Annotated in this window: 16 protein-coding genes; 5 read left to right on the top strand and 11 right to left on the bottom strand. The window is 62.8% G+C overall.

From position 1 onward, the window contains the following. Window positions 1-171 precede the first annotated feature (171 nt). The 10 genes from D7S89_RS25515 to D7S89_RS25470 form a co-directional block, all read right to left on the bottom strand. Window positions 172-3,402: an efflux RND transporter permease subunit gene (locus tag D7S89_RS25515; RefSeq protein WP_121281658.1), complete on the bottom strand. Its 3,231-nt coding sequence runs from the start codon at window positions 3,400-3,402 to the stop codon at window positions 172-174. Window positions 3,403-3,423: 21 nt separating this feature from the next. Next, entirely contained in the window at window positions 3,424-4,638 is a 1,215-nt protein-coding gene (locus D7S89_RS25510; protein ID WP_220702207.1) for an efflux RND transporter periplasmic adaptor subunit, read from the bottom strand. A 118-nt stretch (window positions 4,639-4,756) separates the two neighbouring features. Continuing rightward, entirely contained in the window at window positions 4,757-5,152 is a 396-nt protein-coding gene (locus D7S89_RS25505) for a hypothetical protein (protein ID WP_121281657.1), read from the bottom strand. 28 nt (window positions 5,153-5,180) lie between these two features. Further along, complete coding sequence (locus tag D7S89_RS25500; RefSeq protein ID WP_245983270.1) at window positions 5,181-5,729, bottom strand: glycine zipper domain-containing protein; 549 nt, start codon at window positions 5,727-5,729, stop codon at window positions 5,181-5,183. 72 nt (window positions 5,730-5,801) lie between these two features. Then, window positions 5,802-6,374 (bottom strand): lipid-binding SYLF domain-containing protein, encoded by a 573-nt coding sequence (locus D7S89_RS25495; protein ID WP_121281656.1) that lies wholly within the window; start codon window positions 6,372-6,374, stop codon window positions 5,802-5,804. A 149-nt stretch (window positions 6,375-6,523) separates the two neighbouring features. Next, window positions 6,524-6,910: a response regulator transcription factor gene (locus D7S89_RS25490; protein ID WP_121281655.1), complete on the bottom strand. Its 387-nt coding sequence runs from the start codon at window positions 6,908-6,910 to the stop codon at window positions 6,524-6,526. Window positions 6,911-7,037: 127 nt separating this feature from the next. Then, on the bottom strand, window positions 7,038-7,673 hold the full coding sequence (locus tag D7S89_RS25485; protein ID WP_121281654.1) for a response regulator transcription factor: 636 nt from the start codon (window positions 7,671-7,673) through the stop codon (window positions 7,038-7,040). 28 nt (window positions 7,674-7,701) lie between these two features. Beyond that, on the bottom strand, window positions 7,702-9,093 hold the full coding sequence (locus tag D7S89_RS25480) for a PAS domain-containing sensor histidine kinase (protein WP_183085344.1): 1,392 nt from the start codon (window positions 9,091-9,093) through the stop codon (window positions 7,702-7,704). A 334-nt stretch (window positions 9,094-9,427) separates the two neighbouring features. Beyond that, complete coding sequence (locus D7S89_RS25475; RefSeq protein WP_147426768.1) at window positions 9,428-10,054, bottom strand: Lcl C-terminal domain-containing protein; 627 nt, start codon at window positions 10,052-10,054, stop codon at window positions 9,428-9,430. A 229-nt stretch (window positions 10,055-10,283) separates the two neighbouring features. Continuing rightward, window positions 10,284-12,245: a S53 family peptidase gene (locus tag D7S89_RS25470; protein WP_121281652.1), complete on the bottom strand. Its 1,962-nt coding sequence runs from the start codon at window positions 12,243-12,245 to the stop codon at window positions 10,284-10,286. Between the two features lie 37 nt (window positions 12,246-12,282). Here D7S89_RS25470 and D7S89_RS27300 point away from each other — a divergent pair, with 37 nt between their 5' ends. The 4 genes from D7S89_RS27300 (at window position 12,283) to D7S89_RS25455 (ending at window position 14,518) form a co-directional block, all read left to right on the top strand. After that, the gene (locus D7S89_RS27300; protein WP_147426767.1) at window positions 12,283-12,744 is read left to right on the top strand and encodes a hypothetical protein; all 462 of its coding nucleotides are present in this window, start codon (window positions 12,283-12,285) and stop codon (window positions 12,742-12,744) included. A gap of 356 nt (window positions 12,745-13,100) precedes the next feature. Next, window positions 13,101-13,373, top strand: a complete 273-nt coding sequence (locus D7S89_RS25465; protein WP_147426766.1) for a hypothetical protein — start codon at window positions 13,101-13,103, stop codon at window positions 13,371-13,373. Between the two features lie 111 nt (window positions 13,374-13,484). Continuing rightward, window positions 13,485-14,189 (top strand): pseudouridine synthase, encoded by a 705-nt coding sequence (locus tag D7S89_RS25460; protein ID WP_121281650.1) that lies wholly within the window; start codon window positions 13,485-13,487, stop codon window positions 14,187-14,189. Between the two features lie 140 nt (window positions 14,190-14,329). Further along, window positions 14,330-14,518, top strand: a complete 189-nt coding sequence (locus D7S89_RS25455) for a hypothetical protein (RefSeq protein WP_121281649.1) — start codon at window positions 14,330-14,332, stop codon at window positions 14,516-14,518. Here D7S89_RS25455 and D7S89_RS25450 read toward each other — a convergent pair. After that, window positions 14,451-15,569 carry an NAD-dependent epimerase/dehydratase family protein gene (locus D7S89_RS25450; protein ID WP_121281648.1) on the bottom strand — a complete coding sequence of 373 codons (1,119 nt, stop codon included), beginning with the start codon at window positions 15,567-15,569 and terminating at the stop codon, window positions 14,451-14,453. The two genes, D7S89_RS25455 and D7S89_RS25450, sit on opposite strands and share 68 nt — an antisense overlap. 53 nt (window positions 15,570-15,622) lie before the next feature. Here D7S89_RS25450 and D7S89_RS25445 point away from each other — a divergent pair, with 53 nt between their 5' ends. Further along, window positions 15,623-16,654, top strand: coding sequence for a CDP-6-deoxy-delta-3,4-glucoseen reductase (locus D7S89_RS25445; protein ID WP_121281647.1), 1,032 nt, complete (start codon window positions 15,623-15,625; stop codon window positions 16,652-16,654). Window positions 16,655-16,741 lie beyond the last annotated feature (87 nt).

Below are 16,741 nucleotides of genomic sequence, written 5' to 3'. Positions count from 1 at the left end.
GGCGCGAGAAGGCGCACGAGCGCGGCGCGGCGCCGGTCAGTACGCGCCGGGCCGCCCCGAGCGTACCGACCAGCCTCCTCGGGGGGCGGCGAACGTGTCGATCCGGAGTTGGCGCTTTCAGCGCTTACTCCGGTCTGATGCCAAGCAAGCCAGCGTGGGGACTGTTTCATCCTAGTCGTCCTCGCGCCGTGCGGACGGCGTGACGTGCGGCGAACCGGGGCCACCCGGCTCCGGCGGCGGCGCCTCGCCGGGCATGCCGGAGCCCGGGCCGGGTGTCTCTTTGCCGCGCTTCGAGCGCGACGCCATCGATTCGAGCAGGTAATAGAACATCGGAATGAAGAACACGGCGATGGCCGTCGCACCCAGCATCCCGCCGATGACGCCCGTGCCGATCGAATGACGGCTGTTGGCCGACGCGCCGAGCGCGATCGCGAGCGGCACGCAGCCGAGGATGAACGCGAGCGAAGTCATGATGATCGGGCGCAGGCGCTCTTCGGCTGCGGTCAGCGCGGCGTCGTGCGGCGACGCGCCTGTCTCGCGATTGAGCACCGCGAACTCGAAGATCAGGATCGCATTCTTCGCGGCGAGCGCAACCAGCATCGTCAAGCCGATCTGGAAGTAGACGTCGTTATTGAGCCCGCGCAGCAGGATCGCGAGCAGCGCGCCGAACAGCGCGAACGGCACCGCCATCAGCACGCCGAACGGCAACGACCACTTCTCGTATTGCGCGGCGAGGATCAGGAACACCATGACGATCCCGAACCCAAACACGAGGCCCGACGTTCCGCCGGATTGGCGTGCCTCGAACGCTTCACCGCTCCAGCCGGGCGCGTAGCCGGGCGGCATCTGCTCGGCGAGTTCCTCGAGCGCGTTGATCACCTGGCCCGAGCTGTAGCCGGGCGCCGCGTTGGCGGTGACCTTGACGGCCGGGAAATTGTTGAAGCGCGTCACCAGGTCGGGGCCCGTGACGAACTTGTAGTTCATCACGGCCTTGATCGGCACCATGTTGTTGGTCCTGCTGCGCACGTAGATCTGATCGAGATCGCGCGGCGTGAGCCGATATTGCGGCTCCGCTTGCAGGATGACCTGCCAGAGGCGGCTGTCGCGGTTGAACTGCGAGACGTAGAGCGAGCCGAACATCGTCTGCATCGCGCTGTACACCTCGTCGATCGGCACGCCGAGCGTCTCCGCCTGTTCGCGGTTGACGTCGGCGAGCAGCTGCTGCGACGAAGCGTTGAAGGTCGAAGTGACGCCGGACAGCTCGGGCCGCGCCTTGGCCTTCTGCACGAAATCCTGCACGACGCTCGCAAGCTGCTCGATGGAGCCATCGCCCTGGCTTTCGATCCACATCTCCGTGCCGCCGGTGGTGCCGAGACCCGGTATCGACGGCGGATTGACCGGAATGACGATGCCCTCCTGAATCTTGGAGAGCGCTTCATACGCCTTGATCAGCACCGCGCGTGCATTCTGCGTCTTGATGTTCGAAAACTTGTAACGCTCGTCGAAACCTTTCATCCCGACGAAGAACGTGCCCGCATTGTTCTTGTTCTGGCTGTCGAGCAGGCTGTAGCCGTTCACCATCACGACGCTGCTCACGGCCTCCTGCTTCATGAAATAGTCGGTGACGCGCCGCCCTACGTCACTCGTTCGATCGAGGCTCGCGGCGTCCGGCATGATCACGGCCCCGAGCAAGTAACCCTGATCCTCGGGCGGCAGGAATGCGCCCGGAATGGTCTTCAGCATCATCACCGCAAGCACGATCATGCCGGCGAACAGCAACAAGGCGGGCACGAAGCGCTTGATGACGAACCGGACCGCACGCGTGTAGCTGACCGTCATCCGGGCCAACACCTTGTCGAACCACAGGAAGAAGCCTTTCTTCTCGTGATGCGTGCTCTTGAGCAGCAACGCGGCAAGGGCCGGCGACAGCGTCAGGGCCACGACCCCCGAGATCACCACCGAGATCGCAATCGTGAGCGCGAACTGCCTGTACAACTGTCCGGTAATCCCGCCGAGAAACCCCACCGGCACGAACACGGCGCACAGGACGAGCGTCGTTGCCACGATCGGCCCGGAGATCTCGTCCATGGCCCGTTTCGCGGCATCCCTCGGGCCCAGCCTGTGCACGCTCATGTTCCGTTCGACGTTTTCGATCACGAGGATCGCGTCGTCCACCACGATGCCGATGGCGAGCACCATGCCGAACAAGGTCAGCATGTTGATCGAAAAGCCAAGTAGCAGCATGAACATGGAGGTGCCGACAATGGAGACGGGCACCGCCAGAATCGGCGTGAGCGTGGCGCGCAGGTTCTGCAGAAACACGAATACGACGATCACGACCAGCACGAGCGCTTCGAAGAACGTGTGCACGACGTCTGTAATCGACGCCCGCGTGAAATCGGTCGTGTCCATCGCGATCTCGTAGTCGAGACCCTGCGGAAACGACTTCTTCAGCTCCTCGAGTCTCGCACGCACCTGCTTGGAGACGTCGAGCGCGTTGGCACCCGGCTGCTGATAGACCGCGATGATCGTTGCCGGCTTGCCCTGGAAGGTGCTGCGGTTCGCGTAGCTCTTCTGCCCCAGTTCGGCACGGCCGACGTCCTTCAGACGCACGATCGCGGCGCCGTTGCTCGCCGCGCGCAGGATGATGTTGTCGAACTGCTCCGGCGTGGCGAGACGCCCGGGGCTCGTCACGGCAAACGATTGTTCGACCGGACTGCCGGTCGGCGACTGGCCGATGCTGCCCACCGCGAACTGCTGGTTCTGGTTGGCGACCGCCCGCTGCACGTCGCCGGCCGTAATGCCGAGTTGCGCCATGCGATCCGGTTTCAGCCAGATTCGCATCGCGTAGTCCGGCGTGCCGAAGATCGACGACTGGTTCGCGCCGCCGATACGCTTGATCGAATCGAGCACATAGATGTTCGCGTAGTTGGCGATATAGGTCGGATCGAAGCGCTCTTCCGGCGAATAGATCGCGATGACCATCATGAACGCGTTCGATTTCTTCTGGACCTGAACGCCCTGGGCCTGCACCGACTGCGGCAATTGCGGCAGCGCGAGGTTCACGCGGTTCTGCACGTCGACCTGCGCGAGTTCCGGATTGGTGCCGATCTCGAAGAAGACATTGAGCGTCACGTTGCCGGTGGACGAGCTGGACGAGTACATGTAGATCATGTTGTCCGCACCGTTGACCTGCTCCTCGATCGGCGCCGCCACGTTGTTGGCCACGACCTCGGCACTGGCGCCCGGGTAGGTGGCGGATACCGTCACCTGCGGCGGCGTGACGTCCGGATACTGGGCGATCGGCAACGCGAGCATCGTCAACGCGCCGCCGAGCGTGATGACGATGGAGATGACCGAGGCGAAGATCGGCCGGTCGATGCAGTAATGGGAGATGTTCATGGGCTCTCCTCTTTCTCCTCTTTACTGCGCCGCACCGCTGGATGCTTTGGCGTTGGCCGGCTTCCCTTCGATCGGCGCCGCCGCGCCCGTCGCGTTCGCCTGCTCGACGACGGTCTTGCCGGCTGTTTCGGTCGAAGCCAGCGTGCCGACGATTTTCAACGGCGCGTTGGGCGCGACCCGAATTGCGCCGTCCACCACGACGCGCTCGCCGGATTTCAGGCCATCCGTAATGAACCAGTTCTCGCCGTTCCAGTCGCCCACCTCCACCACGCGCTGATGCGCCTTCGACTCGTTGTCCAAGACCCACACGTAATGGCTTCGCGCGCCCTGCAGCACCGCGCGCTGCGGAATCAGGATCGCATCGGGCCGTGTCGCGCCCGACACGCGCGCGCGCACGAATTGCCCCGGGCGCAACAGCCCCTTCGGGTTGCCGAGCACCGCCCTCACGAGAAACGTCCCGGTCTCGGTGCTGAACGCCGGATTGGAGAAGCTGATCCTGCCGCGCTCCGGAAATTCGGACCCGTCGGCGAGCACGACCGTCACGACGAACTCGCTGTTCGGCGGAAAGCGCAATTTCCCGGCGCGAATCTGGTCTTGATAGCGGAGCAGCTCGTTCTCGGAGATGCTGAAGTTCACCCACATGGGATCGAGCTGGTACACGTACGTCAGGAGCCCCGCGGCCGTGGCCGTGACGTAGCTGCCATCCTGCTGCCGCGCATAGCTCGCGAGGCCGTTCAGCGGCGATTTGATCGTCGTGTAGCCGAGGTTGAGCTGCGCGCTCTGGACTTGCCCTTGGGCGGAGATCACCGCGGCGGCGGCCTGCTGCTCGTTGCCGACCGCGTCGTCGAGATCCTTCTGGCTCAACGCGTTCTGTGCGGCAAGCGGCCTGACCCGCGCGAGGTTCCGCCTCGCTACCGTGAGCCTCGCCTGCTGCTGCGCCAGTTCGCCCTTCGCCGTCTGCAAGGCAGCCTCGAACGGCTTGGGGTCCATCAGAAACATCGTCTGGCCGGTCTTCACCGTCTGGCCTTCGATGTAGGTCCGCTTGTCGAGAAAGCCGTCCACGCGGGCGCGAATCTCGACTTCGCGGGAGCTTTGGGTCTGCGCGGTGAATTCGAAGTCGACCGGAGTGTCGCGTGCGGTGACGATCATGACCGTCACCTCGGGGGCGCCGAGCGCCGGCGGGCCGGAAGGCTTCTTGCAGCCGCCGAACAACGCTAGCGCGGCCGCCACGACCATCAAGGGCAATGCGCCTCGCGCCGGCCCAGCTGCGCCGCGCCGCAACTTCAAGGCGAGCGGCGGCTGCCGAAGGACGCGATAAATGGCGAGTGCGGGTTTCATCGGACACTCCTCGAAACTACATCGCCTTGCAGTCTCCGAATAACACCAGCGCATCATGGCGATTCGCCAGGGTCAGCGTGATCTCACCGTCGCTCGTATCGAGCACGACGGTCCATGCGTAGTCGAGCTCGGTGCCTTGCATGAGAATCTGGCCCTGGCCTTTGTTCATGGAAACGATCGGCGACGCGCGAACGGGCCCCGAAATGATTTTTTTATTGAAATCGATGGACAGGAAACGCGGCGCGCCCAGATCCGCCGGCAACTCGCGCTCGCAGGCCAAGCCGGGATCGCACGTATGGCCTTCGATCGTTGCGCACAGCAGCGGCTTGCTGCCGTCGAAATCGCCGGCCCACGCGCTTGCGCCACTCAGCAAGAAGATCGCCGCCCATCCCGCAGTTTTGAACCTGTTCACGATTGCGCACCTCCGATCGGCTGCGACGCTACTGGCTGGTGTAGCCTCGACCGTTCATGCATGCAGTCACGGCTCGATTGAATGTCGAGAGCTGCATCGAGGTGTTTTGCTGCATGGACTGCTGCTGATGGCTGGCCGCCTCCTCGCGCCGCCGCATCCTCATCCCGGAACCCACCGTTCCAGTCAGTGCGCCGATTGCCGCGCCCTTGCCCGCATCGCCGGCAATCGCGCCAACCGCGGCGCCGAACGCGGCGCCGCCCGCCGCCCCCCTCAGCACCCCTCCTTGCGGCTGCGGCGGTGCCGTCTGGTACTGCGCGCGCTCCGCAAGCACGACTGGATCGACGCCCGTCGTCTGCTTCGCCCATACCTGACACTCCGCGGTATCCGTTTGCTGCTTCTGCGGACTCTGCCCTTTTGCCGGGTAAAAGATCGACTGCTGCGCGGATGCCCCGCCAGCGAACGCGAGCACGAGCGCGCCCGCGGCGATCGCTGCGATCCGCCATCTTTCGCCCGTCTCGCGCGTTTCGGACCGCGCACGCGCCGGTCGAACATGCGCCGCCGCCATGAGCTGCCTCATTTCCTCTCACCCATTCGATTTGGTATCCGAATCAATTTCAATTCGCTCTCTTTGTCGGCGGGAACGCAAGCGTCACTTGTTGAGCCGTGTGATCTTCGACCCTCTCAATCCGATCCCGGCCATCAACCCCTTTTGATCGAAAATGAATGCGTAGATGTCGGATTGAAGCGTGGCCGTCGTCATGTTTTTCGCGGCGCCCGCGTCTCCGATCACGATGGTCGGCGCCATGCCGACTTCGAATCCTGGCTTGGTTTTCAGCTCGTCCAGCGCGGAATCCGACATGAACATCATCACGTAGCCGTATTTCTGGATCCCGGCCTGAAGGCCATAGGTGACCGACGTCGTCGCGTAATAACCCGTGACCTTGCCGTTCTCGATCAGCTCGCCCGTACCATGCGAAGCGCCGGCGATGAATCCCGCCCTTACCACGCTTGGAAAGACGAGAATGCCTTTGGCCTTGTCGCTCAGTTCTTTCGCCTTCGGCGTGCCGTCGAACAAGCTCGCCAGCGCGGCTTGGCAATCCTGATCGAGCACCGGATCGGGCGACGTCGACGTATCGGAGGCCGATGGCGATTGCCCAGTCGAGCACGCCACGCCCGCAGCGAGCAGAGAGATCATGGCGATCTTGCGAACGAATTGGATCATGATGTGCACCTCAACGAATGGCGGCCGACTGCTTTCGACCGCCTAGCGACCGCGGCGACGAATTCGCAGACCTGTGCCTTCAAGTTTGGTGGCCGGGTGTGCCGAAAACAATGAGACTTTGGTCCGATATCGGCCGGCTTACGGCGAGCTCAGGGCGCCGGCGCAATGCCCAGCGCAGTCTGCACCGTCTTGATCAGAATCGAGTCATTGAACGGTTTGCGCAGATAGGCCACGGCACCCGAGGCAAGCGCCTGCGCACGCACGCCCACGTCGTCGTAGGCTGTGATCAGGATGACGGGCATGCCGCTGCCGCCCAGGCGGCGCTGGACCTCGAGCCCGTTCATGCCGGGCATCTGAATGTCGAGAATCACGCAGTCCGGGCGGTATGAGGGCATGGACGACAGCATGTCCAGAAACTCGTCGCCGCTCGAAAACGTGTCCGCCTCGATTCCGACGGAGCGCAGCAGACGCTTGATGGCCCGGCCCACCGAATCATCGTCGTCGACGACCGCAACGAACGGTTTGAGATTGCCCATTATGAAAAGTCCGAATCTGGTGGCTGCCCGTATAAACGCAATCCCGCAGATTCAGGCTACTCAGCGCGCGGCAAAACCGATATAGGACTTTGGTCCACGTGCACGCCGAAACGATTGGCACGATGATTCAATGCAGCGTTCGCATTTGCCCGGAGGGGCCGATGCCGGCCTTGTCGGCAAAGCGGATCAGATCGGCCAGCGAATGCGCACCCATTTTCTCCATCACGCGGGCACGATGAATCTTGATCGTCTTCTCGGCAATGCCTAGCTCGCCGGCAATCTGTTTGTTCAGGCGGCCGGTGACGACGAGCGCCATCACTTCCCGCTCGCGCGGCGTCAGGCGATCGAGCCGCAATCCAATGTCCGCCAGTTCCTGTCGGCGCTCGAAAATCTCACGGGCGCGCGCCAGCGCCCGCTCGACCACTTCGAGCAAAACCGTGTCACGAACCGGTTTGGTCAGGAAGTCGGCTGCGCCGGCCTTCATCGCATCGACGGTCGTGCCGATATCCCCGTGCCCCGTCACGAAGATGACCGGCAAGCTCATGTTCAATTCGCGCTGTACTTCGAGCCCGTTCAAATCCGGCAGCTTCAGGTCCAGTACGACGCATGCCGGGCCGCTCGACAGGTCGGCGCAATCCAGGAACGAGCGTGCGGACTCGAAGACTTCGGCCTGGTATCCGGCCGAACGCAACAACCGGGCGAATGCGCGACACACCCCAGCATCGTCGTCGACGACGAACACGCGGGATACAGATTCACTCATGGTTGCCCTCACGTCCGGTTCGGCTCCGCTATGCCTCTGCCGGTAACGCTACATAAAACGTTGCGCCTCGTTCGTCGTTGTTCTCCGCCCAGAGCCGGCCGCCATGAGCCGCTACGATGCTGCGGCTAATCGACAACCCCAGACCCAGACCATGCGGCTTCGACGTGAAAAAAGGCTTGAATATCTTGTCCATCTGGTCCACCGTCAGTCCCTGCCCGCGGTCCCGAACGGCGATGCGCACCAGCGCGCCGGGCTTCGGCGCGACCTGGACGTCGACCACGCGATCCGCAGCATGACACTCGTGCACGGCGTCGAAGGCATTGAGCAGGAGATTGAGCACCACCTGCTGCAACTGCACTTTATCGCCGTGCACGGCGGGCAAATCCGCCGCGATGTCGACCCTCGTCCGAATCCCGCGTACGACCGCATCGCTGTGCACCAGCATGACCACGTCCCGGACCACACTACCGACATCGAGCGGCTGCAACTCCACATCGCCCTTTCTGACGAGCGCCCGCATCTTGCGGATGATTTCGCTCGCCCGGCAATTGTCTGCGACGATGTCCTTCAACGTTTCCTGAACCTCGGACACGTCGATCGGCTCCGCTTCCATGAAACGTTGCGCCGCTTGCGAATTGCTCAGAATCGCCGTGAGCGGCTGGTTCAGTTCGTGGGCGAGCGAGCCGGCCAGCTCGCCAAGTGCGCAGATGCGCGTCAGATGTGCCAGTTCCTGTCGATTGCGATGGAGCTCGTATCGTTCGCTTCGGTCCACGATGACGGCAAGCAGCGTCGGCACGCCGTCGATATCACATCGGCGCGTCGTCACTTCCGCGGGAAATTCCGTCCCGTCGCGGCGCTTCGCCGAGAAGGTTTGCATAGTGGGCACAGCCAAAGCCGCAGGGTTCGGCGAAGGATTGTTCCACGCTACTTGCGAGCCGGCCAGTTGCAACTCGGATATCAGCAAACTGACCGACATTCCGGTTAGCTCTTTGCTACCGTAGCCGAACAACTCCCTTGCCGTCGCATTCAAGAATTCGATTCGTCCGGACTGGCCGATGCCGACGACCGCGACCGGCACACATTCCAGCGCGACGTGCATCGGGGCCGGCGAGCGCTCGGCTGGAGCATTTGGCCTCGCGTGTTTGATGAGCGACGGCAGGCGCTCGGCAGCGCTTGCAGCCAACCGTAGCGCGTGACCCAAGGTCGCCCCCGAACCGGAGAGCAACTTTCCCGGGTGAAATTCATGCTTACGCGTGGCGCTCAACAATGCGACGAATTCGCGCTCGCCGGGATAGCGCGCCTTGCCGAAAGGACGCACCGGCCCTTGCACATCGCCCCAGCAGAATTCATGGAAGCGCCACGAGAACGTAGCGATGATCGCGGCCAGAACAACCTCGTAACCGGACAAGGCGAAATGCATGGCGAATTTCCCCTACCGTCGCGCGAGGCATGAAGCTGGCCCAAACATTCGAAGTCGCGCCAAAGAGGCCGTTGCAATCGATGAGAGCTGGACGGAGGTGCGTCGCGGCAAACGCACCTCCTTCACAACATTTATTTGAATTTTCGAGTGGCACCAGCGATCGATACGATCGTGCGGCAGACACCGTTTGATGATAGTTACTTTTTTTTCGCTTGCCCGACATATTTGCGGAATCGGTTTCACCCAGCGATCAGATATTTATACATTCAGTATGACTAAATTTTCGCCACCGAGAGATCCCGCGCGACGCCGCCAGCATCGGCCTGCGCGGCCCCTATCTCACGCAACTGATGTAAGCGCGATGCGAGTCGTGATAGGGAGCATCTCGGCCGTCCGTCAACCACACGACATGGTGAAACCGCGTTCCGCCGAAAGTCGAGGACCAGTACGCAAGTTGTCCGCCCCACCCGTACACGCCTCCGGGATAGCGTTTGTTGTCCTTGGAAGCGACGATCGCGTAGCCGCCGTGAGGATGCTCAGGACCATTGGCGTAACCGACCAGCGCTTTGAGCTCGTCGGTCGACGGCAAGCGCATGTGACGCTCGAGGCAATAGTGGACTGCGTCGCCGTACGTATAGCCACCCACTGTCGTACCGCTGAACGAATCGCGGTCGACTCTGCGACCCAAACCGGCTTTGCCACCTCGTGCCGCAGGTGCGGGCGGGCTGAAACAAAGGGGCGAACGCAGCACGAGGTCCGCGCTGCCCGCAACGGGGTAATTGCCGAGTGGCATGCAAATGCTGCCGGCCGCAGGTTCAGGGAGTTGCCCATGCGCCCGGCCTGGCGCAATGGACAAAGTCAGCGAGACGATTCCCACCAGCAGCGCCTCGGCCACGCTGCCTTTGCAAGCACTCGTTGCCCTGGCTCCGTCGGCGAGCCTGACTAATCTGAAGTTGCCCATCATCCGCGCTCCGATTATCGGGGACTGCGCTCGCTGCAGCCGTGGTCCCGCAGATTCAGGCTAATCGGTGCGAGTCGAAATCGAAATAGGACTTTGGTCCATCGGCGCTTCAGTGCCGATCAGGAGGATTCTTGGGTCCCCCCGTTTTCACGACAGGGGGACCGGTAGAGCGATGCCGCTAAGGACGGCCCAATGCCACTCCCCGGGCCGTCCATCTCCTCACCCGCCTTTAGTACGTGGCGCTCAGATTCGAGAATTGCAGGCTACCCCAGCCCGTGTCGTAGTCGTAGCCCGTGCCGGGGTTATAGCCATGGTTGCCATAGCCGTTGTTGTTGCCCGAAGTCACGTCTTGGATCAGCGACGGGTTCTGCGGGAACGTCTGGTAGAAGCCGGCCGTCGGCAGACCAATGCTGTTGTTATGCGCCGACTCGATCCGCGCGAAGCCGCCGACGAAGATCGGCGAGGCGAGGCTCGTGCCGCCGACAGGTTGATTCGGCTGGCCTTTGATGATGAGCAGCGCGCCTGTCGACGAGGCGGCATCGAACGCCACGTCCGGCACCGTCCGCTTCGTGACCGACGAGCCGAGCGCGGCCGTTTGCCACGATGGCGCGGCTTCGAACGAGCTGACGCCGCCACCCGTTGCCCAGATGCGCGCGGCGTTGTCCACGGGGTTGCCGTTCGAGTCGAGGTCGGCGTAGGCAACACCTTCGTTCCAGACCGTTTCGCCGGCCCATGTCGTCGTGTTCGTCGTCGACAGCGTCGTGCCGCCAACCGCCACGACATTGGGCGAGCTAGCCGGGTACGACACAGCGTACTTCGACAGGTCGATCGTCGTCGAGACCGCTGTGCCGGCGTTGTTGTAGTTGCCGATGAAGCCCGGAGCACCCTGCGGCGAGTACGACCATTGATAGACACCGGCGTCACCGGACGAGACCGAGAAGATCTGACCTTGCGCCGCGGCCTGCTGGAAGATTGCATCGTCCGCAGCCAGCGAGCCGTCACCGCTGGCCGCCGTTTCGTCTACGCCGAGCGAGACGTTGATGATCTTCGCGACGTTGTCAGTCGTGGCCTTGTTGTAGGCCGCCGTCAGCGTGGCGCTGGTCAGGCCGCTGTCCTGGCTGTCGCCGTTGACCGCCGCGTAGAAGATCAGCTGCTTGACGCCGCCCGACACGCCGATGATGTCCTGGCTGTCGAGATCCCATTCGCCCGGATCGCCGTCGTCGGCGAGCGTGCCTTGGCCGCCCGGCACAACCAACGTGTTCACCGTGTCCAAGCCCGCGCTTTGCGTGAACTGGTTCAGGTCCGAGATGGTTTGCGTCATGTCGCCCCAGGTGATGATGCCCACCGTGGTGTTCGTGGCGGGCGGCAAGTTGCTGGCGCCGTAGATTTGCGCGAAGTCGGTCGGCTGGTGAGTGACTTGGTCGCCGGTGGAGTCCGGCGCCCGGTTGGTTCTCGGACTGATCAGCGCGCTGGCGGGCAGCAAGCGGTGAAGCAGACGGTGTGGCACTTCGGCGTTTTGCAGGCCGAGCACCGAATCGACGACGCCAGCAAGCTTGTTCGGCACCTGTGCAGCGGAGTCGTTGCCGTAGACGGACTTGTTGCGATAGTTGAAGCGCTTCAGCGTCGCGTTGAAGGCGCTGTGCACGTTGTTGGCATTACCGATGGCGGACACCAGCTTGTTGTTCGCCGAAACCTCGATGTTGCCGAAGCCGCTCGAGCGCAGGTGGGAAATGACCGCTTGCACCTGCGCATCGGTCGGAGCGAAGCGGGCCTTGAACTCTCGCGAGTTCAGGTAGTGGTGATAGTTCCGGCTACCGGGCTGGTTCAGCTCGCGCAGAAACTCGTTGAGCTTGGCGTCGTCGCGGCCCTTCAGCACGACCGTGACGTGCACAGGCTGACTCACTTCAAGCGGCGTGACTCTCGTGTTGGCCAGTTTCGGTGCGCCGTTGACGTTGAGCGTATAGCCGGTCGGTGACGCGGCGCTTTTGACGTCAGCTCGCGCAGCGGTCGTGCTCTGCGCACCGGGGATCAGGAACGCGTTCGTGCGCGTTGCCGCCCAGGTCGTCGCTGCCTGAGCGTTCAGCGGCAGTTGTGCTGCCGCGAGCGCCAGAGGAAGCACGGCGAGCGTGAAACGCTTGGAAATCAGATGGCCGGCCTGTTTATTCTGTTTGTTCTGTTTATTCTTTGGCATTAGAAGCTCCGCTGGTTTTTGATCGTGAAGACCCGATATGGGCTTTGTCGACTCGATCCAGGAGTCGACATGGCAATCTCGAGAATGCTTAAATCGATTTGCAAAATTTACGGACGCACGATTCCCTCCTCCTTATATCGAGGTTTTGAATAAGCTTATTTCCCAATCGCAGCTTGATTTCGGATTTTCCGGTCAGCGAAATCACGCAGCGCAAAGCGAGCGCGAACCTATCCGCCGGTCAGGCCTGCAGGCGCGATCGGACGAACAAGCGACAGGAAAGGCGAAAAACTCTGCGGCAGTGAATACTTACGAAGACTGCGGATCGCGAGGTGGAACCCGTGGCCTGAGGCGAGCGAGAACGCCCATCGCGCGCTGGGTTGCCACGATTTCGATTGACGGCGCTGGTATGCCCCGGAGGGGCAATGAATGCGGTGACAAGGCTTCGATCATGATTGATCCGCCTCCTTTTATGGCTGTCTCGATGGATACGGCGCTTTAGTTAGTTCTTTCTAAATTTTGGACTGCTTTATAGGCCAACGAACGTAATGGGCGCCTTGAAAGCACCTGTTAGTTCGACCATAACAAGTAAAAATTGACGCGTCAATTCATATTGGGAATTCCACTGCACTGCAACAATCGGAATAGCCACCACCTCCCAAAATGAAGATCACCGCGCACCAGATAAGGGCAACGGCGGTTGGAAATTGTGCAAGAGCACCTGGCTGAATTCCATTCCACAACCAGCATCGCAGCGATTGCTTCCTCGCTTCGGAGCATTTCATAAATCGTTGTTTGCCGATCGCCGCAGTGCTCACTACAGTGAAGGTAGCGGTCTGCAAAGAAGGAGCGAACGCCATGTTCCATCCTGCATGGTTGCCCGGCAAAGCACTCGCGCGCCGGGTCGAAACGATCTGGCAACGTTCGGCGAAGAAGTCGCCCGAAGTCGTCCACCAAGCGGCAACGAACGCCGATGAAGCGGCACCCCGCCAATTCGAAAACGAGGCGGAACGACTCGAACGAATCGCCGCCTATGCACGTTGCGGCTACTTCAATATGGGCTACACCGTCGAGATGTTCCAACTGATGGGCGAGCTGCCGCTCGACCTGAACCGGGGCAGTGCCAGATGAGCGCGGCCGTCGTGGAAGCCGTCGCGAGGTCGATCGCCACAGCCTGTATCCCGTCGTCGCCCCATGACGCCCTTGATAGAATGCCGGCGACTTTGATTCCCCGGCCGCTCAATGGACCTCGAAAGCATTCTCTTCACCCAAGGCTTCGGCTCGCGGCGCCAATGCCGGGCCTTGATCGTCGATGGGCGAGTTGCAGTGGCCGGTGCCACCTGCGTTGATCCCGCCTCCGCCTTTGCGATCGACACGCTCACGTTCGAAGTCGACGGCCTCGCGTGGCGCTATCGTGAGCACGCCTATCTCATGCTGAACAAGCCCGCCGGCTATGAGTGCTCGCGCGAGCCGCAGCATCATCTGAGCGTGTTTTCGCTGCTGCCCGCGCCGCTTGCCGCGCGTGGCGTGCAGTGCGTGGGCCGGCTCGACGAAGACACGACTGGCCTCCTCCTGCTCTCCGACGACGGGCGCTTCGTTCACGCCTATACGTCGCCGAAACGCAAGGTGCCGAAGACCTACCTCGCTACGACGCGCCACCCGCTCGACGATGTCCAGCTCGCGGCCCTGCGCGACGGCGTACTGCTGCATGGCGAAACGAAGCCGATCGCAGCAGCGGTGGCGCTCGCGCGCGGCGAGCGGCTACTCGAGCTGACGATCAATGAGGGCAAATATCACCAGGTCAAGCGCATGATCGCAGCAGCCGGCAACCGCTGCGAAGCGCTGCACCGCGAGCGCGTCGGCGCACTCGCGCTGCCCGCGTCGCTCGCGCCCGGCCAGTGGCAGTGGCTCGATGAGGATCAGCTGCAAGCGCTGCGCGGCAGCTGACGGTCGACCGCGTTCCCGCCCCTTTCGTGCAGCGTCGCGCACGCATGCACGGCAATGCGTAAACACGCATGTTTAAGGGGGACGATCCCTCCTATACTGGAAGAAACCAACGATTAGAAGACGTTTCCAGGAGGGGCATCATGATCGTCTACGACACCTTCGAGATCTCGTACGTGATGCTGGCATTCGCCGCGCTCGGGGCGATCGTCATCGGCGCGTTGTTGAGCGCGATGCACGTCGGGCGCCGTTATCACCCCAACCTCATCGGCGCGCTGATCGGCGCCCTGCTGTGCTTTTTGCTGCTCGAGGCGTTGCCGGCGCTGACTTGACGCTGTTCACGTCTTCGACACCCACGGTACGAAGAAAGTCGTCTACGTCCGGGTAGCGCAGCGCGACGCGCAGTTCGCGCTTGAGCCGCGTATTGGCAAGCCGTCGCGACTCGCGCATGAATGACAACGTGACGGGCTCGAGCTGCTGCTCGGCCGCCTCGAGCGTGATGCGCGGGACACGCGCGAGACCGAACGCATCGGCGACACGATCGAAGTACGCCCCCATCTTCATGACGGTATCGTCCGACGCATGCACGACGCGCGCCGGACGGCCATGCGTGGCCGCACGCAGCATGATCGCGGCCAGATCGTCGGCGTGGATGTGGTTCGTGTAGACGTCGTGCGCGTCGATCAGGGCCGGCATCCCACGCTCGATGCGCGCGAGCGGCAGCCGATCCTCCGCATAGATGCCGGGGATGCGCACGATATGAGCCGTCAATGCGCCGCGCGCGGTCGCCGCACGCAAGCGCCGCTCGGCCGCGACCCGCCGCTTGGCGCGCGCGTTGACGGGACGCACGGGCTGCGTCTCGTCGATCAGCGCGCCGCCGCAGTCGCCGTACACGCCTGTCGTACTCGCATAGACGAGGCGAACGGGCAGCCTCGGCACCCGAGCCGGGGCGAAAGCGTCGGTTACAATACGCGTTTCGCGTGTCCCGGCCGCAGGCTTGAACTGCCCGTGCGAACGCGTGCGCAAGCGCCCGGTCGTCGCGCGTACCGCATGCGCGGCGCGCATCCGGCGCGGCGCCGTCAGCGCGGCAATCAGGGCTCGCGTGCGCGGGTCGTCTTCACCGGATGCAGGCGGCGGAGCCAAATGCAACACCGTCGGCGCGATACCTGCCAAAAGCCGTAGGCTGTGCGGGACATCGAGATCACCGACAATCGGCATAACTCCCGCTGCACGCAGCACAGCGGCGCGCTCAGGCCGGCTCGTGAGCGCAATCACGCGCACGTGCGGCGAGCGGGCGAGCAGACGGCGGGCGCAGCGCAGACCGACGTCGCCGCATCCGACGATGAGCACGCGCGGCCGGCGCAAGATTCGTGTCGCATTCATGGCGCAGCATTGTAGCCGCCCGACGGCATTCCCATTTTTTGTTCGAACAAGCTATGGCATACAACGTGACCCTCCGGCAAAGCGGCCGGCAGTTTCAAGTGGAACCCGACGAACCCGTGCTGACCGCGGCGCTGCGTCAAGGCATCGGCCTGCCCTACGGGTGCAAGAACGGCGCATGCGGTTCGTGCAAGGGCACCGTGGTGTCGGGTGAAATCGCGCAGCGCTCGCATTCGTCATCGGCCTTGTCGAACGACGAAAAGACGCGCGGCCTCGCGCTTTTCTGCTGCGCGACAGCCAGCTGCGATCTCGTCATCGACGTGCGCGAGATCACGGGCGTCGGCGACATGCAGATCAAGAAGCTGCCGTGCCGCGTGAACGCGCTCGAGCAACGCGCCGACGACGTGATGGTGCTCAAGCTGCAACTGCCCGCGAACGAGCGGCTCCAGTACCTGGCCGGTCAGTACATCGAATTCCTTCTGAAGGACGGCAAGCGCCGCAGCTACTCGATGGCCAGCGCGCCCCACGAAGAAGGGCCGATCGAGCTGCACATCCGCCATATGTCCGGCGGTGTGTTCACCGATCACGTCTTCAACACGATGAAGGAACGCGACATCCTGCGCTTCGAAGGCCCGCTCGGCACGTTCTTCCTGCGCGAAGACTCGGATAAGCCGATCGTCCTGCTGGCCTCGGGCACGGGCTTTGCACCGATCAAGGCCATCGCCGAGCATGCGTTCCACAAGCAGATCGATCGGCCGATCACGCTGTATTGGGGGGCGCGCCGCAAGAAGGACATCTACATGATGGACATTGCCGAGCAATGGGCCAAGGACCATCCGAACTTCAAGTTCGTGCCCGTCCTGTCGGAGCCGGACGCGAGCGACGCGTGGACCGGACGCACCGGCTTCGTGCATCGCGCCGTCATCGAAGACCTGCCTGATCTGTCGGGTTACCAGGTCTATGCCTGTGGTGCGCCCGTCATGGTCGAATCGGCGCTGCGCGACTTCACGAGTCATCACCAGCTGCCCACCGACGAGTTCTACGCCGACTCGTTCACGAGCGAAGCCGATCTCGTCAACGCGGTATGAGCCGTATAAGCCCCCTGCACACGACATGCACGCAACGCCGTTGCATCGGCACGCGTGCTGTCGTATTCTTGCGCGCATGAACCGCAT

The organism is Trinickia fusca, from assembly GCF_003628145.1.
Classification (GTDB): Bacteria; Pseudomonadota; Gammaproteobacteria; order Burkholderiales; family Burkholderiaceae; genus Trinickia; species Trinickia fusca.
The sequence above is the reverse complement of the archived record's forward strand: the minus strand, read 5'-3'. Positions and strand labels throughout refer to the sequence as shown.